Annotated in this window: 18 protein-coding genes; 12 read left to right on the forward strand and 6 right to left on the reverse strand. The window is 44.1% G+C overall.

What is annotated here, in order from left to right:
- Positions 1-196 precede the first annotated feature (196 nt).
- The 4 genes from GVN16_RS19450 to lptC are packed head-to-tail and all read left to right on the forward strand — an operon-like array spanning position 197 to position 4,027.
- Complete coding sequence (locus tag GVN16_RS19450; protein ID WP_166565599.1) at positions 197-1,411, forward strand: sugar MFS transporter; 1,215 nt, start codon at positions 197-199, stop codon at positions 1,409-1,411.
- Positions 1,412-1,471: 60 nt separating this feature from the next.
- The gene (locus tag GVN16_RS19455) at positions 1,472-2,191 is read left to right on the forward strand and encodes a type III pantothenate kinase (RefSeq protein ID WP_166565600.1); all 720 of its coding nucleotides are present in this window, start codon (positions 1,472-1,474) and stop codon (positions 2,189-2,191) included.
- A complete protein-coding gene (locus GVN16_RS19460) occupies positions 2,175-3,464 on the forward strand; it encodes a hypothetical protein (RefSeq protein WP_166565601.1) in 1,290 nt (429 codons plus the stop codon). The genes GVN16_RS19455 and GVN16_RS19460 overlap by 17 nt, the downstream gene beginning before the upstream one ends.
- Positions 3,464-4,027 carry an LPS export ABC transporter periplasmic protein LptC gene (gene lptC / locus GVN16_RS19465; protein ID WP_166565602.1) on the forward strand — a complete coding sequence of 188 codons (564 nt, stop codon included), beginning with the start codon at positions 3,464-3,466 and terminating at the stop codon, positions 4,025-4,027. The genes GVN16_RS19460 and lptC overlap by 1 nt, the downstream gene beginning before the upstream one ends.
- On the opposite strand, the gene GVN16_RS19470 is transcribed toward lptC, so the two are convergent.
- The 6 genes from GVN16_RS19470 to tilS form a co-directional block, all read right to left on the reverse strand.
- Complete coding sequence (locus GVN16_RS19470) at positions 4,017-4,433, reverse strand: cytochrome c (protein ID WP_166565603.1); 417 nt, start codon at positions 4,431-4,433, stop codon at positions 4,017-4,019. The two genes, lptC and GVN16_RS19470, sit on opposite strands and share 11 nt — an antisense overlap.
- Positions 4,433-5,062, reverse strand: coding sequence for an SCO family protein (locus GVN16_RS19475; protein ID WP_166565604.1), 630 nt, complete (start codon positions 5,060-5,062; stop codon positions 4,433-4,435). Before GVN16_RS19475 ends, GVN16_RS19470 begins: the two co-directional genes overlap by 1 nt.
- Positions 5,063-5,068: 6 nt before the next feature.
- Positions 5,069-5,482, reverse strand: coding sequence for a hypothetical protein (locus GVN16_RS19480; RefSeq protein ID WP_166565605.1), 414 nt, complete (start codon positions 5,480-5,482; stop codon positions 5,069-5,071).
- A gap of 14 nt (positions 5,483-5,496) precedes the next feature.
- A complete protein-coding gene (gene recN / locus GVN16_RS19485; protein ID WP_166565606.1) occupies positions 5,497-7,155 on the reverse strand; it encodes a DNA repair protein RecN in 1,659 nt (552 codons plus the stop codon).
- Positions 7,156-7,293: 138 nt separating this feature from the next.
- A complete protein-coding gene (locus GVN16_RS19490) occupies positions 7,294-9,618 on the reverse strand; it encodes a carboxypeptidase regulatory-like domain-containing protein (protein WP_205748921.1) in 2,325 nt (774 codons plus the stop codon).
- A 213-nt stretch (positions 9,619-9,831) separates the two neighbouring features.
- On the reverse strand, positions 9,832-11,148 hold the full coding sequence (gene tilS, locus GVN16_RS19495; RefSeq protein ID WP_166565607.1) for a tRNA lysidine(34) synthetase TilS: 1,317 nt from the start codon (positions 11,146-11,148) through the stop codon (positions 9,832-9,834).
- A 47-nt stretch (positions 11,149-11,195) separates the two neighbouring features.
- Between tilS and GVN16_RS19500 the strand changes: the two genes are divergently transcribed.
- The 8 genes from GVN16_RS19500 to GVN16_RS19535 all read left to right on the forward strand — a co-directional run bounded on the left by GVN16_RS19500 (position 11,196) and on the right by GVN16_RS19535 (position 22,993).
- The gene (locus GVN16_RS19500) at positions 11,196-12,842 is read left to right on the forward strand and encodes an OstA-like protein (protein ID WP_166565608.1); all 1,647 of its coding nucleotides are present in this window, start codon (positions 11,196-11,198) and stop codon (positions 12,840-12,842) included.
- 163 nt (positions 12,843-13,005) lie between these two features.
- Entirely contained in the window at positions 13,006-13,590 is a 585-nt protein-coding gene (locus GVN16_RS19505) for a T9SS type A sorting domain-containing protein (protein ID WP_166565609.1), read from the forward strand.
- Between the two features lie 123 nt (positions 13,591-13,713).
- Complete coding sequence (locus GVN16_RS19510) at positions 13,714-14,613, forward strand: outer membrane protein assembly factor BamD (RefSeq protein ID WP_166565610.1); 900 nt, start codon at positions 13,714-13,716, stop codon at positions 14,611-14,613.
- 76 nt (positions 14,614-14,689) lie between these two features.
- On the forward strand, positions 14,690-15,004 hold the full coding sequence (locus GVN16_RS19515; protein WP_166565611.1) for a DNA-directed RNA polymerase subunit omega: 315 nt from the start codon (positions 14,690-14,692) through the stop codon (positions 15,002-15,004).
- 218 nt (positions 15,005-15,222) lie between these two features.
- Positions 15,223-18,561, forward strand: coding sequence for a ThuA domain-containing protein (locus GVN16_RS19520; protein ID WP_166565612.1), 3,339 nt, complete (start codon positions 15,223-15,225; stop codon positions 18,559-18,561).
- 76 nt (positions 18,562-18,637) lie between these two features.
- Positions 18,638-19,585: a ComEA family DNA-binding protein gene (locus GVN16_RS19525; RefSeq protein ID WP_166565613.1), complete on the forward strand. Its 948-nt coding sequence runs from the start codon at positions 18,638-18,640 to the stop codon at positions 19,583-19,585.
- Positions 19,586-19,687: 102 nt separating this feature from the next.
- Positions 19,688-21,556 carry a gamma-glutamyltransferase family protein gene (locus GVN16_RS19530; protein ID WP_166565614.1) on the forward strand — a complete coding sequence of 623 codons (1,869 nt, stop codon included), beginning with the start codon at positions 19,688-19,690 and terminating at the stop codon, positions 21,554-21,556.
- A 114-nt stretch (positions 21,557-21,670) separates the two neighbouring features.
- Positions 21,671-22,993, forward strand: coding sequence for a M24 family metallopeptidase (locus GVN16_RS19535; protein ID WP_166565615.1), 1,323 nt, complete (start codon positions 21,671-21,673; stop codon positions 22,991-22,993).
- The last annotated feature ends 57 nt before the right edge of the window (positions 22,994-23,050 follow it).

Consider the following 23,050-nt stretch of genomic DNA (forward strand, 5'->3'; position numbering starts at 1 on the left):
GTGTAATTTGAAGGTTGAACAATTAACATTCTGGCTGCAATTTAAACAATTTTGCGAATTTCGATAAAACAAATTATCATTTATCAACTTCACAAAAGTGTAATTACTACAATTAATAAAATTTCTTTTTCACGGATACAAAAAAAATGTATTTTTACGCAGTTTTAAAAATTTCAACCCTAAAAAATTAATACTTATGGTAAACAAAACCAGACTTTTTAACGCCAGTTGCTTCGCCTTGATTACAACTGCATTGTCTTTCAGTATAAGAGCAGGTATTCTCACACAATTAGGCACGGAATTCTCCCTCGACGCGGTTCAGTTAGGTTATATTAATTCAATGGCATTTTTTGGCTTCCCTATAGCTATGGTACTGGGCGGTGCATTTTATAATACCGTAGGCCCAAAAACAATTATGCAGCTGGCTTTCATCACCCACGTGATCGGTATAGTACTGACCATTTATGCGGGAGGATTCTGGGGCTTGCTGATTTCTACTTTCTTTGTTGGTTTTGGTAATGGCTGTACTGAAGCGGCCTGTAACCCTATGATTGCCGACACCTACTCAGGCTCAACACTCGACAAAATGTTCAACAGGTTCCATATGTGGTTCCCTGGCGGCATTGTTATCGGAAGTCTTATCTCAAAATTCCTTACAGACTCAGGTTTTTCGTGGCAGATACAAATGTGGGTGATCATGATTCCTGCAGTCATTTATGCTTATTTGTTCTACGGACAAAAATTCCCGGACGCCAAAGTAGAAGGGTCTCATTCTACCAGCATGAATTTCAGGGCCATGGCCAATCCACTGTTCATTTTTATGTTTTTTGCTATGGCCATCACCGCCATTTCCGAATTCGGACCTCAGCAATGGGTTGGACCGATCATGGCTAACAGCGGTGCAAAACCTATGTTGATCCTTGCTCTTGTAACAGGTCTTATGGCGGTAGGCAGGTTTTTTGCCGGACCGATTGTTCATAAACTTAACCAGGTAGGTGTATTATTAGGCTCAGCCATATTTGCCGCTATCGGAATCTACCTGATGAGCCAGGCAACAGGCCCGCTGGTATATGTGGCAGCCGTATTCTTCGCCATTGGTGTTTGCTACTTCTGGCCAACCATGTTAGGCTTTGTGGCTGAAAAAACACCTTTAACAGGTGCTTTAGGTCTGTCACTGGTAGGTGGTATGGGGATGCTTTCCACCGCTATTTTCCAACCGTTTATCGGTGGATGGATAGAAAACGCAAAAGTAGAGCAAACAGCTTTAGGAAAAACGGGAACAGAAATGGAACTTGCTGCAGGCCAGTCTGTTTTAGAGATCATGGTGGCTTTCCCGGCTATTCTTATCGTGTTGTTTACGATTTTGTATTTCTGGCAAAAAAATTCCAAAAGTCAGGTTTCTCATGCATAATTGCTGATAATTTTTGATATTTGCAAAGCCGTTCAATAAACTGAACGGCTTTGTTTTTTTATGAATGCAGCCATTGATTTCGGGAATACATTAGCCAAGATCGGTTTTTTTGAAGGAGATGACCTGATCTCAACAGCCAGGGGCCTCAGGCCTGAAGAGCTTTTTGATTTGCTTGAAAAAGAAAATCCGGAACGCCTGATTATCTCCTCGGTGACCAAAAGCACGGACGAACTGAAAGAATTATTCTTAAAATTTCATAAAAAAATCATCCTCGATCCTGAAACCCCGCTTCCTGTCGTGAACGGATACGGCACCCCGAAAACACTCGGATACGACAGAATTGCAGGGGCTGTCGGGGCTTTTGCCAGGTTTCCTGGCCAAAATTGCCTGATAATCGATATGGGCACAGCCATCAAGTACGATTTCATAGATGCCGAAGGCGTATTCAGAGGAGGGATCATATCCCCAGGAAAACAAATGCGGTTCAAGGCACTGCATACTTTTACCCAGAAATTGCCGTTAATTGATTCAGACGAAATTCCCGAACTCCTAGGTACCTCTACAGAAACCTGCATTCAAAGTGGTGTGATCAATGGAATCATTGCGGAAATCAACGGAATTATAGCCCGATACAACGAAAAGGCAGATATTAACGTCTTAATTTGTGGAGGAGACGCTAAATTCTTTGAAAGTCAAATAAAATCAACGAAATTTGCGACTCCAAATTTAGTTTTAGAAGGATTGAACAGAATATTAAATCATAATGTCAAAAGTAAGTAGCGTTTTTATCAGCCTGATTTTTACAATTTATTCAAGTGTTTGTTTAGCTCAGGGGCAGGGGAATACGCCTTATTCTGCATTTGGCATCGGTGAGCTGGCCGATGAAACAGTCGCTTCCCAGGATATGATGGGAGGAACAGGGGTTTCATTCGGAAACAGTTTTTACGTCAATCAGCTCAACCCGGCTCTTGTTGTTAAAAACAGGATGATCGGAGGCTTCAAATATGTAGCTTTCCAGGTAGGCCTCAAAGGCAATCTCCGTAATATTTCCTATCAGGATAAAATCCAGCAGGGATTCGGCATGAACCTTAACAACCTGACCATGGCTTTTCCTTTATTGCCTAAATGGGCCATGTCATTCTCAGTAAGACCTTACAGTATCGTAGAACATAATTCTGTATTCACCAAGACGGTTGTAGGAAGCACCGAAAAAGTGACTTATCAGTATAATAATTCAGGTGGTATATCAAGATTCTCCTATATCAATTCATTTCAGCCGTTTAAGGGGCTGTTTGTGGGTATTGAGGGTAATTACAACTTCGGAACTATTTACAAAGATACCACTTCTTACCTGAATTCATCTGCGACTATCAACCGCTATACTTCAAGATATTCGCTTACCGGCAAAAGCGTGAAAGCCGGTATCGCTTACCAGCAAAAACTTTCTAAAAAATGGCAGCTTAACGTAGGTGGAACTTACGAAATAAGCAGCACACTTTCAGGCAAGCACCTGAGACACTACAGCGTTCTGGCTGATGCAGGCAACGGCCCGACCATCATACAGGCTCCTGACACGCTTTCTCTGAGAGACATCAGCACAGCTATTCCGGCTAAATATAAAGTCGGTGTGAGCCTTGAAAGTCCCTTCCACTGGGTCTTCGCGGTGGACTACGGCGTTACGCAGTGGGACGGTATAAAAAAACTGGATGTCATCTCAAGCCAGTTGCTTCATAATGCCCAGGAAATCAACGCCGGAATTGAATGGTTGCCCAACTCAAATTCGACCAAATATTTCAACCAGGTATTCTACAGGGTAGGTTTTCATCAGGCTGAAACCCCTTATGTGATCAATAAAACCAGGATCATGGACAGAAGCTTCAGCTTTGGCATGTCAGTCCCTATGGGCTTCAGAAACCCAAGTTATGTTGACCTGGGTCTTTCAATAGGTCAGAGAGGGGTGAATTCAAATGGCCTGATCCAGGAAAATTACTTTAAAGTCAGTGCAAGCTTCTCGTTGTTGAGTGCCTGGTTTATCAAGCCGATTATCGATTAATGAAATTCCTTCGTCTTCTTTTATTACTGAGCGTTCTTTCTGCTCCTGTCTTGTTTTCCTGTGAAGATAAAAAGAAGGAAGAGAAAGCCGTTCATTATAACGGGCCGGTGATGACTGTCGACAACCTGAGCATAGCTTACAGCGACTCAGGAAGGGTTACGGTCAAGATGTCTACGGCAAAACAGCTTAAGATGCAAAATGAAGACGAAATCTATCCGAAGGCGGTATACATTAACTTTATAGATAAAGCCGGAGTAGAATATTCCTCTCTCAGGGGCGATTCCGGCAGCTTTTCAAAAGTAAATAACCTGTACACCCTCCGTGGTAACGTATTCTTTTTTAACAGGACCCTGCAGCAAAGCCTGGCCACAGAAGAGTTATTCTGGAATCCGCTGACCAAGAAAATCTATTCTAACCAAAAGGTGAAAATCAAGACTCCGAAAGACAATCTTGTGGCGATGGGTATGGAGGCCAACCAGGACTTTTCGAAATACAGCATCAAAAAGCCCAAAGGTACATTTATGGTGGATTCACTCAGAAGTGAGCCGGATACTACTCTTTAGTTTTACATTCTCCCAAAGTTTTCTTCACCGAGCTGACCTCGGTAATTTCCTTTGAGTTGCCCCATTTGGTATAAATGTAGGTAGTCAGTTCAGCAATATCAAGCTCGTATAGTTGCTTATTGCCCGGCATGGGTTGATTGTAGACTTTCCCGTTTACCTTTATTTCTCCGGACATCCCGTTTCTGATGAGACAGATGACGAGTTCTTTATTATTCAGAAAATCAGACCCGGCCAGGGGCGGATACAAGTCCTTTAACCCGCTTCCGTCTGCCTGATGGCAGTTGGAGCAGTGTTTCAGATAATGCTGTTCGCCATTGACCAGGTATTGTTCATATTTAATCTCTTCGGATGATCCGCAGGAAGCTAATAAAACCCCTGAAAATATCACACACAAACTTTTCTTCATCAGGGTTGTTCGCTTAACAGCAATTGTATATCCTTTATCAGTTTGGTCACCTCTTCCTCTTTCGTGCCGTCATACATGCCTCTGACGTGCCTTTGTTTATCTGTCAGGATAAATGCTCCGCTGTGTACAAAACCGCCCTCTTCCTTCGCCGCTGAGTCTTCCATGGCTGATACCATGTAAAACTTCTGGGCTATTTCGTAGATGTCGTCCTGTTCACCCGTCACAAACTGCCACATGTTGCCTTTAATACCCAACCTGTCCCTGTAGGCTTTTAGAACCTGTACAGAGTCGTGCCGCGGGTCAATGGTATGAGACAGAATGCCTACCTGAGGATTGTCTTTAAACTTCTCATACACCCTCAGCATCTGGGTTTTCATCACCGGGCAGATGGTCGGGCAGGAAGTAAAAAAGAAATCAGAAATGTATATCTTGTCTTTATAGGCCTCGTTTGTGATTGTATCATTATCCTGGTTCACAAACTTGAAATCACGGATGGTATGAAACACGGTGTCTCCGTTTTCTCCCACTTGTTTGTTGCCCAGGTAAGGTAATTTACGCTGGCTGTCGGAACAGGAAAAAGCGGCTAACGCTATCAAAAAAACAAAAATGAACTGTATATTCTTTATCATGATCGCTTACTTGGGAGACTCCGTAAATTTCCTGGCAGCGTCAATAGACTCTTCCGTTTCTTTTTTGATCTTTTCAATCTGCTCTTTAAGCGATTTGTAGATCTTCAGTTTTTCCTCTTTATCCTGCACTTCGTTTAACGCTTTTCCGTAATCTTCCATCCAGGTATACATTTCATCCTCAGATTTCTGAAGTTTCTGAGCCAGGTCATTGGCTTGGTTCTTCAATGAATCCGAAGCGGTTTCCACACTGCTGAGCAGGTCCTTCTTGATGTTCCCGATTTTCATCGATTGCGGCATTACCTTATCATGTCCTTCTCTTAATACCTTGTCAATTTCTTCGATTTCCTTTTCTGTTTTGTTTTCACAGGAAACCAAAGCGACCAATAGAAATAATGCGACCAAACCTTTAACTATGTTCATATATCTGACTTTTTTTAATTAATAATTCCCAGCATTTCAATCGCACTCTGTATGGCACTGTCACTCGGGCTTTCGCCTCCGATCATCTTCGCAATTTCCAGAATGCGTTCATTATCATTCAGTTTCTTCATTTTACTGACCGTCCTCACTTCCGAATTGTCCTTATAGACATAGAAGTGTGAATCTCCGCGGCCGGCAATCTGGTGCAGGTGCGTAATGGCCAGTACCTGCAGGTTTTTAGCCATGTCTTTCATCATTTTACCGACTTTGATAGAAACCTGACCGGAGATCCCGGTGTCAATCTCATCAAAAATAAGGGTAGGCAACACCCGCTTACCCGCCAGAATGTATTTAATGGCCAGCATCAGCCTTGAAAACTCCCCTCCCGAGGCTACCTCTTTCAAAGATTTCGGAGCAACGCCCTTATTGGCACTGAACTCGAATTTTATCTCGTCTATCCCTTCCGCACCCGGCTCCTTGATTGAATGGCTGATTTTCAAAGCCGCATCCGGAATGCCCAGATCTACCAGAAGGCTGACAATCTCTTTTTCCAGCTGCGGCAAAACGGCCTTTCTGCCTTCAGAAATCTTCCGGGCAATATCCAGGGTCTGTTCGTAAGCTTCTGCTTTCTGTTTCTCAAGGCCGGATAACTTCTCTGAAAGATTCAGGACATTTTCCACCTTGATTTTCAACTCCTCTCTTATTCCAATCAATTCGGCATTGCTTCTGACCGCATGTTTCTGATGAAGTCTGAACAACAGGTTCAAGCGATCTTTCAGGAAAATCACCTGTTCGTCATTCACTTCAATTTTGCCTTCCATCTTTTCGATTTCCTCAGAAACGTCCTGCAACTCTATGAGTGAATTCTGCAATCTCTCCTTCAGCACACGATAGCTGTCTGCATACTGGACAATAGGGTTCAGAGCCACAGACGAATCTTTCAACATCGATATGATAGACAAATCCGGATTATTGAGATAGTCGTAAGTCAGTTTCAGTTTCTGTTTTACTTCTTCGGCGTGTTCCAGGATGGTGAGTTCTTCCTCCAGCAACTCCTGCTCGTCTGCAACGAGATTAGCAGACACCAGTTCCTCATATAAAAAACTATTGTAATCAAATTCTTTTTTCAGCAGGCCCGACTCTTCCAGCAACTGATTGTAAGCCTTTTCAGCTTTTTTGAATTTACTGTAAGACTCTTTATATCCTGAAAGTTGCTGCTGGTTCTGAAGATAAAAATCAATGATCTGCAACTGGTAGGCATTGGAGCCCAGCATCATGGTGTCATGCTGAGAGTGGATGTCCATCAGCAGGCTTCCGAGTGATTTCAGGGTTTCCAGGTTAACAGGCGTGTCATTGATAAAGGCCCGTGATTTTCCGGCAGGGGATATTTCCCTCCGGATCAGGCTGACGGGCTCGTAGTCAAGCTCCTCAGCTTCAAAAAAAGGTTTAAGATCAAGTCCGCCGAGGTCAAAAGTGCCTTCAATCACACATTTCTCTTCTTCGTCAAAAAGGGCTTTGACATCGGCCCTGTTACCCATCAGCAAGCCCAGAGCCCCAAGCATGATAGATTTACCGGCTCCTGTTTCTCCTGTAATAATGCTCAGTCCCGGATCGGGATTAATTTCCAGATGTTTTATTAAGGCGTAATTTTTAATCAGGAGATGTGTCAGCATTCGGCAAAGTGAAAGTTTTTCCCAAATTTAGACATACATTTTCCATTAAACAAAAAAAGCATCGCTCAATGTGGCGATGCAATTTTTAACAATAAACCTTAACCCTAAAAAATATGAATTACTAAACTAAAGATCTGATTACTTTTTATCATTATGACTGATTACCTCTCTGGCCGTCATGATTTTGAACTCTGTTCTGCGGTTTTGCTGGTGCATTTTTTCAGAACATTTCACATCATCGGTACACTCATTGACAAGCTCGGACTCTCCGTAACCCCTGGCCACCAGACTGTCTTCTGAAATCCCCTTCATCATCAGGTAAAGCACCACTTCATCAGCCCTGTCCTGCGAAAGTTTCATATTAAAATCACTTTCAGAACGGCTGTCGGTATGTGACAATATTTCAATCCGGATCTGAGGATATTTTTTCATGAGCGGTATCAGCCTCTCATCCAGCTCCTTACGGGCGTCCGCCCTGATTTCCGTCTTGCCGTAATCATAATAGATGTTTTCAAGTTTAAATATATCTCCCTCAGCAATCATGCCCAGGTTCTGCTCGTAGGTAACCCCTTTTGACGACTGTTTTACTTTGCCGATCTCCTCCGTGTTGGGCAGGTAGCTTTCCCTGACGGCTTTCACCAGGTACTTTCCTTCTTTTTCGGGCTGAAATACATATTTTCCGTCAATACCTGTAATCACCATTTCAGTACTCTGGTCCTGCTGATTTTCGAGCGTAACGGTGGCTCCCGCAATGGGTTGCTGATCCACTTCAGACACCACCAATCCCCTGATCAATGGTTTTTTAGACTGATTCAGATACATTTTAATATTCGTCTGGCTTTTTAATGAGGTCGAAAACGTACCATAGTTAATACTGTTGGCATCGTATCCGTCTCTGAAAGCCCTGAATTCGAAATCAGAGCCCGTTTCAAGGCAAATGCTTACCTTACCGTCCGAATCGGAGTAATAAACCTGGTGATTTACCCCGTTTCTGACCATCCTGACTTCAGCATCCTTCAAAGGGTTTTTCGTCTTTTCATCATAAACATAGACGTTCAGCTCTTTACAACCCTTTATAAATGAATAGATATTATCATCTGCATAACCTCTCTTACGGTTCGAGCTGAAGTATCCGGACTTCCTGTCTCCTTTGGTGATCAAACCGAAATCATCTTTTGCTGAATTGATCGGAGCCCCCAGGTTTTCTGCTTCTCCAAAAGGCCGGCCGTCTCTGAATTCCAGGTAAAAAATATCAAGCCCGCCCAGTCCCGGATGACCGTCAGAAGCAAAATAAAGGTTGCCATACTCATCTACAAACGGGAACATCTCATTCCCTTCCGTGTTGACTTCTCTTCCCAGGTTGGCCGGCAAAGTCCAGTTGCCGTTTTTGTATTCGGAAACATAGATATCTGTGCCACCGTACCCTCCTTTCATATCCGACACAAAGTACAGCTTACGGTTATCAGGTGTCAAAGCCGGATGCCCGCAGGAATATTCGTCTGAATTAAAAGGCAGTTCAGACACATTCGTCCATTTCTTATCTTTCTTAACAGCAGTATAAAGCTTCAGCATGTTGACGCCGGAGCTGCTTTTTCCTGTTTTGCCCTTGTTGTAATTGTTACGGGTAAAAATGATCTTTTTGTAATCTTTGTAAAAAGTAACCGGACCCTCATGGTATTTTGAATTCAGGCTTTTGCTGAATTCTTCAATCACAGGCTCTGAAGACTCGCCGGCATCCTGCCCCGAACTTTCCTTATCGCTGCCCAAGGTTTTTCCGCTGCTGCCGAGTGAAGCCACCTGGTTTTTCATCTCTATGCGATTTTCACGGTTCAGCGTGGCCGTATCTGAAAACAGGAACAAATCCAGAAAAGGCGTCTGGTTCTGCATAAATACCCTTTTGATCGCCCCGGATTCATCTCTGGAAGAGACAAAAACCAACCCGCCCTCATAATACATCGGGCTGAAATCCGCCTGCCTGGAGTTGATCGGAAACACATAATTAACCTGGTAAAGCGAAGAATCACGGTAAAAACCTGAATTATCCATGTAGGCTACAGTAAACTTTCTGCCTCTCAGGTCTTCCTTTTGCTGTTCACCGTATTTGCTGTAATATTTCTGAGAGTCTTTGTATTTGCCGTTGTTAGCCAAAGCCTGGGCATAGTAAAGCAATTGCTCACTGTCCAGCTTACCCTCATATTTTTTAAAAAGTTCTTTATAAATCCGTTCGGCATTTCTTGAATCCTGCAGTTTTCTGTAGCTAAAGGCCAGTTTGGTGAGGGCTTCTTTATGCAGGTCGCCGTCAGGTTCGGCATTACTGATAAACGCCTCAAAATTCCTGACGGCTTCCACATAGGACATTTCTTCGAAAGCACGGTTTCCGGCCTTAAACTTGCCCGTTTGGGCCATTAAACCGGAATTTATCAGGGTGATCAGCACAATTAGCCCAATTAATTTCTTGATCATGGACTTCTATATTTATTTTATTATTAGGAAAACCGGCTCTGTGGCCAAAAAATACAAATCAAAAGCCGTGCCATGTTTTCGTTTTTCAAACTATAAATACATCAAAATGAGCCCATTCCGGGGCTTATCTTCAGAAAAGGCAATTTACCTGTGTCCGATGGGAGAATAAATTACGGGAGGGTAAGGTCTGACTGACGACACCGGGTCTGCAGCTTATTGCAGTTCCACTTTTAAAACGGACAAAGTCTTTTCTGAGATCCTGCAGCGGTCGTCAATCCTCTGTCCCACCAGCCAGACTATCCCTGACTGGTCGCAGAGCACATATTGTTTATTTTTATCAAAAGAATCTATCTTGTGATCAATGAGGTAATCCGATACTTTTTTGTTTCCTTTCATTCCGAAAGGTCTGAAGACATCCCCGGTCTTCCAAACCCTCAGCACCAACGGGAATTCCAGTTTATCCACATCAAGAAATGCCTTTTCCTTCTCTTTCAGTTCACTGGCTTCAGGCAGACGGCTCAGCTGCTCTAACTGCAGTTTTCCATGGACAAAAACCACTTCATGATCCTGCCCGGAGATTACTATTTCTTCTGACAAGCGGGTACTTTGCGGGCTTAACAACCACGACGCTCTCCCCGCCTCCAGTACATATCCTGCAGATTGAAAGATTTTGCCCGGACCTGCATGAAGTATATCATTTACCTGTGCATAATTAAATCCGTAAGGTTTGAGAAACTCTTCCAGCAGCAAAGCATGCCCTGTAAAAGCTTTTAATTTCAGGCTGTCTATCTCAACACTCTCCCCTTTTTTACTGATCACATCAGCTTCAAAGACGGCCAGTCTTTCCTCAAAAATTCCGGCAAGATCCTGAAATCTGCTGATGTTCCTGGCGACAGTCTCTTCCAGCGAAGGATTGATTTCCTTCAACACCGGAATCACTTCATGCCTGATTTTATTTCTCTGATAATCAACCGTTTGATTAGAGACATCTTCCCGCCATTGTATATGATTAAGTGCCACATAATGAGCCAGTTCTCCAGACCCCGCAAACATAAGCGGCCTGATAATATGGCCTTGTTTAGCGGGAATGGACCTTAGCCCTTTCGGCCCCGTGCCTTTTGTGATATTTAAAAACAAGGTCTCAACAGCATCATTAAGATGGTGAGCCGTGGCAATGTAATCGCAGGACAAATGCTGTCTCAGCTCTTCAAACCAGGCATAGCGAAGGTCCCTGGCGATCATCTGTGTGGACACGCCTTTCGCTTCAGCTTCTTTTTTGGTCTCAAACCTTTTTACAAAAAAAGGGATGGTTTTCTCCTCGCAATACTGCCTCACAAAAGCCTCATCACCATCAGAATCAAGTGGTCTCAACTGAAAATTGCAATGGGCCACAACAAAATTAAACCCTGCCCGGAAAAACAAGTCTAACATCAGCATAGAGTCTTTGCCACCGCTCACCGCCAAAAGGATTTTCTGGTGACTTTCAAACAAAGATCTGTCGTTAATGTATGTTAAAAAACTTTGAAGCATTTCCGGTTAAAAACAATTGTAAAGCAAATTTACACTAATTTTACGTCATGAATAGCAACAATTGTTCTGTCATAAAAAAATACAGAATTCATTTTATCCTGATCTGCTTTGCTTTGGCAAACCTGACCGGAGGCTTTCAGGCGTTTGGACAAAAACCCCTGAATCCGCCGAAAGACCTTGGTCCGCAATCGCAGGTAGAACTGCTTAATACGGACAGTCTTAATGCAGATGAAATCAATCATACAAGGACATTCTACCGTAACGTGATTTTCAGGCACAGGGGTGTTTTGTTAGGTTGCCAGATGGCTGTCCAGAATACGCTGACGAATGTGATCGAAGCCTACGGCAAGATCATTATCAACCAGGGAGATAGCCTGACCATCACCGGTGATACCCTATTTTATGAAGGCAATACCCGTCTGGCCAGGATTTATGGAAAAAGTGTGGTGCTGAGAGATAAAAAAGTGACCTTGAGGACCACCAAAATGAATTATAACCTGAACAACAGCCAGGTTTACTACCCTGTTTACGGCACGATTATGCAGGATTCAAGCAAACTGAGCAGTAATGAAGGGTACTATAACTCAAGAACGAAATTATTCAAATATTACGGCGATGTTGAAATCCTGAACAAAGACTTCCTGATCTGTACGGATTCGCTGGATTACGACTCCAATACCAAGCTGGCGTATTTCAATTCGCCTACGGTCATCAAAAGTAAAGACGGAGACCTGAAGGCCAACCGGGGCACTTACAACATCAAAACCAAGAAATCTGTTTTCCAAGGCAGGGCGATGGTCGTTAACGAATCATATACCCTCGAAGCGGACACCCTGAATTTCGACAATCAGACGGAGTCGGGACTTGCTTTAGGCAATGTCGTCTTTCATTCTTTTGAAGACAGTGTCAAAATCCTGGGCAACAAAGGGGAGCGGTTCGGGGACATCGGGATGACAAAGATAATGGGCTCAGCGGTGGTTGAGCAGATTACAGGGAGGGACACCCTTTATATGTCTGCCGATACCTTGTATGCCTATGAACTGAAAGATTCTTTAGCCTCTGCCCCTAAAACCGGGGCGAAGAAAAATGATAAAAAGAAAGAGATCAAAGACCTGATTGCCAAAGGGAACGTCAAGGTATTCAGAAACGACTTCCAGAGTATCAGCGATTCGCTGACCTATAAAGTTACAGATTCAATGATTGTTTTCACCTCCGACCCGGTTTTGTGGAGCAAGGAAAACCAGCTGGAGGCAGACACCATCAGGATATACCTTAAAAACAACAGGCTGAGTTCTATGAAACTCTTCGTCAATAGTTTTGTGGTGGCTGTAGACACCGTCAGGAATTTTAACCAGATCAAAGGGCGGGACATTGAGGCTCTTTTTGATGACCAGTCGGCCCTTCACCTGATCAATGTGGAAGGAAACGGCGAGAGCATCTATTTTGCCCTGGATGATAAAAATAAGATGATCGGTCTCAACAGGGTGGAGTGCAGCAAGATGCGGCTTCGCTTCAGAGACAGGAAAGTAAAACAAATCAGTTTTTTGGGAAATCCTGAGTCAAAATTAATCCCTCCGAAAGAAATTGGAACAAATGAATCAAAACTCGATGATTTCACCTGGAAAATTGACCAGAAGCCGAATAAAAAAATGGTATTAGGATCAAGATCCGATTATTTCAATACTCAAATGTGAGTCTTTTTTGATACCGTAAAATAAAAAAGCATATTTTTTTCAAATATTTTACAACCTTTTGCAGAAAAAGAGCGTATATAATTGTAAATACTAAAAATTATTGTATATTTTTGTTATTATTTTTACAATTAAAGTTTTTGCATGATCTAAAAGTTTACCAAGGATGACATCTGCTCTAAAAAAAATAGCGATAGCCCTTATGCTCCTTACTTCGGTTGGAGGGTATACTTATGCACAAAACTCTACTGCAAAATCAAGATTGGACATCGGTAAAACACCTAAGAAAACCAATCTGAACACTACCCCTGTCAACTCCCTGATCATCAAGCCGAACAGCAAAGAAATCAAGCTGAACAAATCGCAGGCTGTCAATCAGTTCTACAGGGACTTGCTGATGAACCAAAACAATGCCGCTGCTTCTGACAAATCAAACCCTGCCGTTAACCTGGTGGCGGAAACTTCTTCAGATAAGTTTTTCAAAAACGAAAAACTGGTGGTGAATAACATTTATCCCAATCCTGCCAACGACCAGGCTTTTGTGGATTACAAAGTATCAGGAAAATTCAAAACCGCCAACATTACCTTCTATAACCTGCTCGGTGTACAGGTGGCTGATTATGAACTCGATAAGAATGATGAAAGACTCAGATTACAGACTGCAAGCTGGGATCCGGGCATTTACATGTATCAGCTTATCATTGACGGCAAAAAAATCGCCACTAAAAAGCTTCTGGTCAGACGCAACTAATGCCTGTTTTTTTATGCTCCCGTCCGGCAATTACCACCTTAATATTTATTAATAATCTTACAGCCGGTAATTTAATTGCCTCTTACACGTTATGATTGAAAAGCTTTTTATTAATTTTGTTTCATGAATTTAAAGAACTTCCCGAAATACCTTGTTGTATTGTTAGCCGTGTTGAGCATCAGTTGCTCCAAAAAGTTTTCCAGACTTCAAAAAAACGGCACCCTGGACGAAAAATACAAAGCTGCGATTGAGTATTATAACAAAGCTGATTATTACAAAGCGGGTATTCTGCTGGAAGAAATCTCTCCACTCCTCAAAGGGGACAGTACTGCAGAAAAAGCACAATTTTACAATGCTTACTGCAACTACTACCAGGGACAGTACCAGATGAGTTCTTACCTTTTCAAGACATTTTATGCCACCTATAATAACAGCCCTTTTGCGGAAGAAGCTTATTATATGAATGCCTATTCCATGTTTAAAGACTCACCTCAGTATAACCTGGACCAGACTTCAACGCTGACGGCCATTGATGCCCTGCAGACCTTTATCAATACCTATCCTACCAGCAAATATGCCGAAAGTTGTAACAAAGACCTGAAAGATCTTCGTTTCAGACTGGAGCAGAAAGCTTACGAGAAGGCCAAGCTTTATTACAAAACCCGTCAGCCTTCTTACGGTGGCCTGCCGAACTACAAAGCAGCCGTGGTAACGATTGACAACTTCAGAAGAGATTTTCCGGATTCGAAATACAACGAAGAACTGGCTTACATCCAGCTTGTTTCCCAACACGAATATGCCGACCTGAGTGTTTTCAGAAAGCAGAAAGAGCGTTATGACCTGGTGGTGAAATTGTATGAAGGCTTTATTGACAAATACCCGAAAAGCCAGTACAGCAAAGAAGTCGTAAGGATTTTTGACCAGACACAGAAGTCGCTTGACAACGTGGCGAAAATCGAAAAAGAGATAGAAGAATTTAAAGTGAAGGCTCAAAACGAAAAAAATACAGAGAAATCACAATAGAAATTGAGATTGATCGACTAAGATTCAATATTTTGTGCTATTTTTGCAAATTGATTATTAAATAAGGAATAAAGATATGGCAGTTAACGCATCTATCGTAACAAGAGACACCGATGTAATTGCATCAAAAACAGGTAATATCTATGAATCTGTTTTTATCGTTTCAAAAAGAGCCCAGCAACTGGCGATTAAAACCAAGGAAGAATTAACTCAGAAACTTAGCGAATTTGCTTCAAGTGTTGACAACCTGGAAGAAATTTTTGAAAACAGAGAGCAAATCGAAATCTCTAAGTTTTATGAGCGTCAACCTAAACCAACCAGCGTTTCCCTGGATGAATTCCTTGATGACCAACTGGTTTTCAGATACAAAGAAACTGAAGAGACTATTTGATTTCTCTCCCGATATTACATTAAAAGCCGGCTTCTGCCGGCTTTTTTTATGCCTGAAAATTACTTTATGTTACCGGGCAGCCCATCTTATATATCTTAAGGCTTACTTTCCGCAGATTCTGAAATTACCTCATCAATAAATTAACTGATAAATCGATTTCTCTTCCTGATAATTGTCATTTTTACATTATATTTGCCCCTCTATCAGATATATGAAAAATGACAAAAAAAACTTATCTTATCCTATTATTTAGCATTCTGACGCTGGCTGGCTTTGCCCAGACCAAAAACGTCATGGTTTTCTCAAAAACCGCCGGTTTCAGACACTCTTCTATCAAAGAAGGAAGGGAATTTCTGACAGACCTGGGCAAAAAAGAGGGCTTCACCGTTTATCTGACCGAAAACAGTGACGACTTCACAGAAGAAAAATTAAAAAAATACAACCTTGTCATTTTCCTGAATACCACAGGAGATGTACTTGAACCGGCCCAACAGGCTGACTTTGAAAGGTACATCCAGGCCGGAGGGGGTTACATGGGTATCCATGCAGCTTCCGACACCGAGTACAACTGGCCGTGGTACAATGACCTGATGGGAGGTTACTTTGCCAGCCACCCCGGCAGGAACGTCTCCAATGTACAGAACGGAAAAATGATCGTCCTGGACAAAACTCACCCTTCAACCGCCCACATGCCGGATGAATTCGAGCGTAAAGATGAGTTTTATGATTTCAAATCATTGAAAACCGACCTGCTTAAATTCCTGATCAAAGTGGATGAAAACTCCTATAAAGAAGGAAAAATGGGTGATTTCCACCCGATGTCATGGTACCATGAATTTGACGGCGGAAAGGCGTTCTATACCAATTACGGCCATACTCCTGAAACCTTCAAAGAGCCGTTGATGGTTAAACACTTCCTGGAAGGCATCAAATGGGCGATGGCCGCTAAACTGGATTATTCGAAAGCCAAAAGCAAGAGAGCCCCTGAAGAAAACAGGTTTATCAAAACCAACCTGGTAAAAAACCTGGACGAACCGACCGAAATGGCGGTTATGCCTAATGGCAAAGTCATCCTCGTGGAGAGAAAAGGAGCAGTAAAAATATGGAACCCGGCTACCGGAAAGACCAAAGTGGCTGCCCAGCTGAATGTGTATCAGAAATTCGAATATGGACTGATGGGGGTAAACATTGACCCTCAGTTCGAAAAAAACAACTGGGTATACCTGTTCTATTCTCCTCAAACCGAAGAACACAAAGACCAGTTCCTCTCAAGATTTGTATATGATCAGAAACTTGACACCCTTTTGCTTTCTACCGAAAAAGTGATCCTGAGATTCCCGGCCAAAAGAGTGGAATGCTGCCATACCGGTGGCTCTATCGACTGGGACAGCAAAGGAAATCTTTTCCTTTCGACCGGGGACGACACCAACCCGTTTGCCTCTGACGGCTATTCTCCAACCGACTTCGGTAAAGGCCGCGAAGGCTGGGATGCCCTTCGTTCATCAGGTAACACCAATGACCTGAGAGGAAAAATATTGAGGATCACGCCTACTCCGGAAGGTGGCTACACCATTCCTGCAGGCAATTTATTTCCTGTCGGAACACCGAAAACAAAACCTGAAATTTACGTGATGGGTAACAGGAACCCTTACCGTATTGCTGTAGATAAAAAAACAGACTATTTATACTGGGGTGATATAGGGCCGGATGCCGGAAAACCAAACCCTGAGCGTGGTCCTGAAGGTTATGTGGAATTTAACCAGGCCCGCAAAGCCGGTAATTACGGATGGCCGTTGTTTGTAGGAAATAACTTCGCCTACAATGCCTATGATTTCGAGAAAAAAGTATCGGGGCCTAAACCTGATCCTTTAAAGCCGATCAACAATTCACCGAACAATACCGGCTTAACAGAGCTTCCTCCTACCCAGAGACCGATGATCTGGTATAGCTACGGCGAATCAAAAGAATTCCCTCTGCTGGGCAAAGGAGGCTGCAACCCTATGGGCGGCCCGGTTTACAACAGCGAGGAATACAGCAATTCACCCAATAAATTCCCTAACTATTTTGACGGCAAATTCTTTGCTTACGAATGGATGAGAGACTGGATTATCCTGGTAAGCATGGATAAGGACGGCAATTATACCGGTATGGAAAAATTCATGCCGTCTACCAAATTCTACCACCCGATGGACATGAGCTTCAGTAAAGACGGGGTTTTGTATGTACTTGAATACGGGATGAACTGGTTTGCCCAGAATGAAGAAGCCATGCTTTCGAAAATAGAGTACAACCCCGGTAACCGCAAACCGATCGTTAAAGCTACTTCAAATGTGACTGCAGGGGCTGCTCCGTTTACTGTTAAATTCAGCTCTGCCGGAACCATTGATCATGATGGAGATGCCATCACTTATAACTGGAACTTCGGCAAGGGAGTACCTGCTTCCAAACTGCCTAACCCAACCGTCACTTTTGCCAAACCCGGTGAATATAACGTGGTGCTGACGGTGAAAGACAAATTGGGCAACACTGCCACCGAAAGCCTGAAAATCAAAGTCGGCAATGCCGTTCCGGCGGTTGATATTGCTGTCAAAGGTAACAAGACTTTCTTCCTTGACGATAAAATTGATTATGAAGTAAAAGTAAATGATAAAGAAGACGGAAGCCTGGTAAAAGGCATCAGTCCTGAGGATGTCGTCGTGAGCATCAACTACCTTGAAGGTTTTGACAAAACAGTCATTGAACAAGGCCACAAAGAAAATACCGGGTTTGTAGCCGGAAAAAGACAGATTGAGCTGAGCGACTGTCTGGCTTGTCACTCTGCCGATAAGAAATCCATCGGGCCATCTTTTAAGGATATTGCCGGAAAGTACAGGAAGAATGCTCAGAATATACAATTGCTGACCACTAAGATCATCAATGGCGGCGGCGGTGTATGGGGCGAACAAGCCATGGCAGCTCACCCTCAGCACAGCATATCTGACGCCAAAGACATGGCCGATTATATCCTGTCAATCAACGACACCAAAAAGGTTTCAAAACCAACCAAAGGTGAATATGCTGCGGTAGATCACAAAGCAAAAAAAGACGGTGCGTACCTGATTCAGGCTACTTATACGGACAAAGGCGGAAAAGAAATCGGACCGATCACCAATTCCAAAGTAGTAGCTTTGAGAAGTCCTTCGATCAGAGCTTCGGCTTATGATGAAGCGGATAAAACAGCCAAGTTTACGGTACCGAACATCGGCGAACTGCTGACAGCCAATGACGGAGGTTTCGCTAAATACAGTGCCATTGACCTGACCGGAATCAGCAAGATCAGCATTGGAGCGATGGGCCAGAAAGGCCAGACTGCGGGGGGCACTATTGAGGTAAGATACGGATCGAAAACCGGCAAGTTGCTAGGAACTCTCAACATAGATGAGGCTTCCATGAAGGCTTCTGAGATCAACATCAAAGAAACCACGCCTCAGCCGCTTGACCTTTACCTGATATTCAAAAACCCTGCTGCTGAAGGAAAACCGTTGTATGGTATCAGCAACATAGAATTTAAGAAATAAAATATTTCGATTATATGAAAGCCTCGCGTATATTTACGCGAGGCTTTTTTTGTATCCATAACTTTTATAAAACCACATGAACCGTATCCGGCAATTTTTCCGTGAGAGCTTAGATCTCAGTATAGCAGAGGCCAAATCTGCGATGGTACTTTTCGCTTTTATTTTCCTTATTTTAACGGTTACCCTGACGGCTAGCTGGTTTTTTGACAAAAAAGCCGGCGAAGTGATCATTACTGAATTCGGAGAGACCGCCTTACCCGAAAAGGAAGAAAGAAAACCCTATTTTAAAAGGGACAATTACCCGGAAAGCCGGAAGATACCGGTCAGACATTTCGCTTTTGACCCCAACCAGGCTTCTGAATCTGATTTGCTGACGCTGGGCATTGCTAAACCGCAGGTGAGAATGATCGTCAACTACCGGAAGAAAAACGGAAAGTTCAGGTTCAAAGAAGACCTGAACAGGATTTATGGTTTCCAGCCGGAGGTTTACGCGGCCCTGGAAAATTATATTCAATTGCCTTCCAGATCAGTAACAAAACCGGGATCAAAACCTGAATTCTCGGCAAAACCTGAACCTTACCAGGAAAGCCAGAAACCGGGTTTTACCCCCAGGGTTTTCAGTAAGGAAATCAGTAAATTCGATATCAACACGGCAGACACGACCCAACTCAAAATGCTCAAAGGCATTGGTTCGGTACTCTCGTCCAGGATCATTAAATTCAGGGATATGCTCGGAGGATTCACCGGCACAGACCAGGTGGCAGAAACCTACGGGGTGAGCCCTGAAGCGATGGAAGAGATCAGGAAATACACTTTTGTAAAGGCACCGGTCAATAAAATCAAAATCAATTCTGTAAGTCCTGAAAAATTCAGGCATCCTTATCTCAAAGGGTACCTGGCTAAAACCATCATCAATTACCGGAAACAACACGGCAGGTTCAATTCCATAGCAGACCTGCGGAATATTCAGACCCTGGACGAGGCAGTAATTACAAAACTGGAGCCTTACCTCGAATTTGACTGATTTTTTAACCCCAGCCTGAGTATTTTACGGGTTTTAGTCTTAAATTTATGATTCCCACACTCAGACATCATCCCAAACATTTATTTGACCAGATTAAACGATATGAAAAAACTCTTTATCAGCCTTATGACCCTTACTGCAACGGTTTCCGGTGCGTGGGCCCAGTCATTTAATAATTTCCCCGTCACCACCCAGAAACCCCCTTTACATGGCAAAAACTGGATGGCAATTACCGGAAAACCGCTTGCAGCGACTGCCGGAGCGATGATTTTCAGTAAGGGCGGCAACGCCATCGACGCCTCCTGTGCCATGCTGGCCGCCACCTGTACCATGTGGGACGTACTCAGCTGGGGAGGCGAAACCCAGGCCCTGATCTACAACCCGAAAACTAAAAAAGTGATCGCGATCAATGCCATGGGCGTGGCCCCGACAGGAGCTACGGTAGAATTCTACAAGAACAAAGGCATGAAATATCCGCCTGAATATGGTCCGCTGGCAGCTACCACACCGGGCACACCCGGTGGTTTGCTTACCATGCTGGCTGAATACGGCACCATGAGCCTCAAAGAAGTACTGGCACCTGCCATGCAGCTGGCCGAAGGCTATCCGATTGAAGCCCAGACCGCCAACGCCATGGAGCAGGGCAAAAGAAGAATAAAAGAATGGCCTTATTCAAAAAAGGTGTTCCTGCCGCACCTTGGCGAGAAAAGAGAGGCTCCTTCAGCCGGAGAGATTTTTGTTCAGAAAGACCTGCTGGCTACGCTTCAGAAAATGGTGGACGCCGAGCAGGATGCCTTGAAAAAAGGCAAAACACGTAAGGATGCGATCTATGCTGCCTATGACCGTTTTTATAAAGGGGATATCGCCAAAGAAATTGCCAGAGGAACCCAGGAACAGGGTGGCCTGATCACGGAAAAAGACATGGCTGAATGGAAAGTCAAAATCGAAGAACCGATGATGACCACTTACAGAGGGATAGAGGTTTATAAAATGCAGCAATGGACCCAGGGCCCCGTGATGTTGCAAACCCTGAATATGCTGGAAAACTTTGACCTGAAAAGCATGGGATACAACTCAACAAGGTACATCCATACCCTTTATCAGACCATGAACCTGGCCTTTGCAGACCGTGATTTCTATTACGGTGACCCGGCTTTTGCCCCTGAAGAACCCATGAAAGGTCTGTTATCAAAAGAATATGCAAAAGAAAGGATCAAAAATATCAATTGGGTGGTGAATGACTCGCTTGTCCGCCCGGGCGACCCCTACCCTTTCGAAGGCAAACTCAATCCTTACCTGGACATCCTGAACAAATGGGAAAACACCAAAGCCTCTGCCAACAGACACGATCAGAATGGCCCGAATGATAAATATATGGAAGACTTTACGGCCGGAACCACCTCTGTGGAAGCCACGGATAAAGAAGGCTGGGTAGTTTCCATTACCCCGAGTGGCGGATGGTTACCGGCTTGTATTGCAGGCAACACCGGCGTGGGATTAAGTCAAAGAATGCAGTCGTTTGTGCTGGATGCCAACGAAAACCCTTTCAACGTGCTGGAACCAGGCAAAAGACCGAGGGTGACCCTGACGCCAAGCATGGCTTTGAAAGACGGCAAACCCTACATCTCCTTTGCCAAGCAGGCGGGTGATGAACAGGATCAGTTGTTACTGCAATTCTTTCTGAATATGGTAGAATTCGGCATGACCGTGCAGGAAGCTACCGAGGCACCAAGCTTCAAGACCCTACAGATGTATGGCAGTTTCGGAGCACACGAAAAGACCCGCGGCGGGCTGATTCTCAACAATGCCATGCCACCGTGGTCAAGAAAAGAATTATCAAGAATGGGCTATAAACTATCATACCAGGAACGCACAAGCGGACCGATCAACGCCATCTACTTCGACTGGATTCACGGTACTTTCTGGGGTGGGTCCAGTAACCACGGGGAAGATTACGGGATTGGCTGGTAAATATTCCCTCTGAAGTTCACCATTAAGACGGAAAGGACACAAAGGCGTTGATAAAACTAAATGTCCTCCATGTCTTGATGGTGATTACATACATCATCAACAACCTGAACTTAAATGAAGAAACTGCGTATTTTATTCTTGCTTTTATTGGTTTCAGAGCTCAGTGCTCAGACTTACCCGGTGATTCTCCCTGAAAAGAAAAGGGCTGAAGTGATCGACGATATCCTGGAAGACCGCATGACGAACCTGCTCCCGAAACTCATGCGGAAAGAAGGCATAGACATGTGGATCATTATTTCAAGGGAATATAACGAAGATCCGGTCATGAAAACGATGTTGCCGTCAGTCTGGCTGTCGGCCCGCCGTAGGACTATTTTTGTATTCTTTGATAACGGGCAGGCTGTAGAAAGACTGGCCATTGCCCGGTATGACGTCGGGAACCTCCTCAAAGGCGAGTGGGACCTCAATACTTATCCCGACCAATGGGACGCCTTGGTTAAAACCATTGCCCAGAAAAAACCTAAGAAAATTGGGCTCGATTTCTCTAAAAACTATGGTCATGCCGACGGCCTCACCTACACAGAGCATGGTGAGCTGATGAAAAAACTCCCTGAAGCAGAAAAAGCAAAGGTGGTTTCAGCAGAAAACCTGGCGGTGGGCTGGCTGGAGACCCGCACCGAAAAAGAAGTGGTCCTGTATGAAATGCTCGGGAAGATATCACACAGCATCATCGACGAAGCATTCTCTGAAAAAGTAATACAACCGGGTGTCACCACCACTGATGACGTGGTTTGGTGGCTGAGACAAAAAGTGACGGACCTGGGACTGGAAACCTGGTTTCATCCGACGGTAGATGTGCAGCGGTTTGACCCTGAAAACTTTGACCACCTCCGCACCTTCTCCAAAAAACCGGATAAACAGGTGATCATTCCCGGCGACCTGCTGCACTGTGATTTTGGCATCTCCTATTTAAGGCTCAACACCGACCATCAGCAGCTGGCTTATGTCCTGAAACCGGATGAAAAGGAAATCCCGGCCTATCTGACCGGGGCCATGAAAGAAGGCAACCGCCTGCAGGAAATCCTGACTGAAAACTTCAAAACCGGCATGAGTGGCAACCAGATACTGGCCAATGCCCTGGCACAAAGCAAGAAAGAGAACATCAACGGCACCATTTATACCCACCCGATCGGGCTGCACGGCCATGCCGCAGGACCAACCATCGGCATGTGGGACAACCAGGGCAAGACGATCGGCCCGGGAGACTACCCGCTGCTGCCCAACACGGCCTATTCTATAGAACTGAATGCCGCTACCCGCATAGAAGAATGGAAAAAGACCATCAGGATCATGCTGGAAGAAAACGGGTATTTTGACGGGCAGAGTTTCAGGTACATTGATGGGAGGCAGAAGGCGATTTTGAAGATACCCAGGTGAGGTTTTGGGAGCTATAAGCTTCCTTATTTCCCTACTCGTTTGCAGAAGGAGAAATGG

Origin of the sequence: Emticicia sp. CRIBPO (assembly GCF_009905725.1) — a bacterium.
Classification (GTDB): domain Bacteria; phylum Bacteroidota; class Bacteroidia; order Cytophagales; family Spirosomataceae; genus Leadbetterella.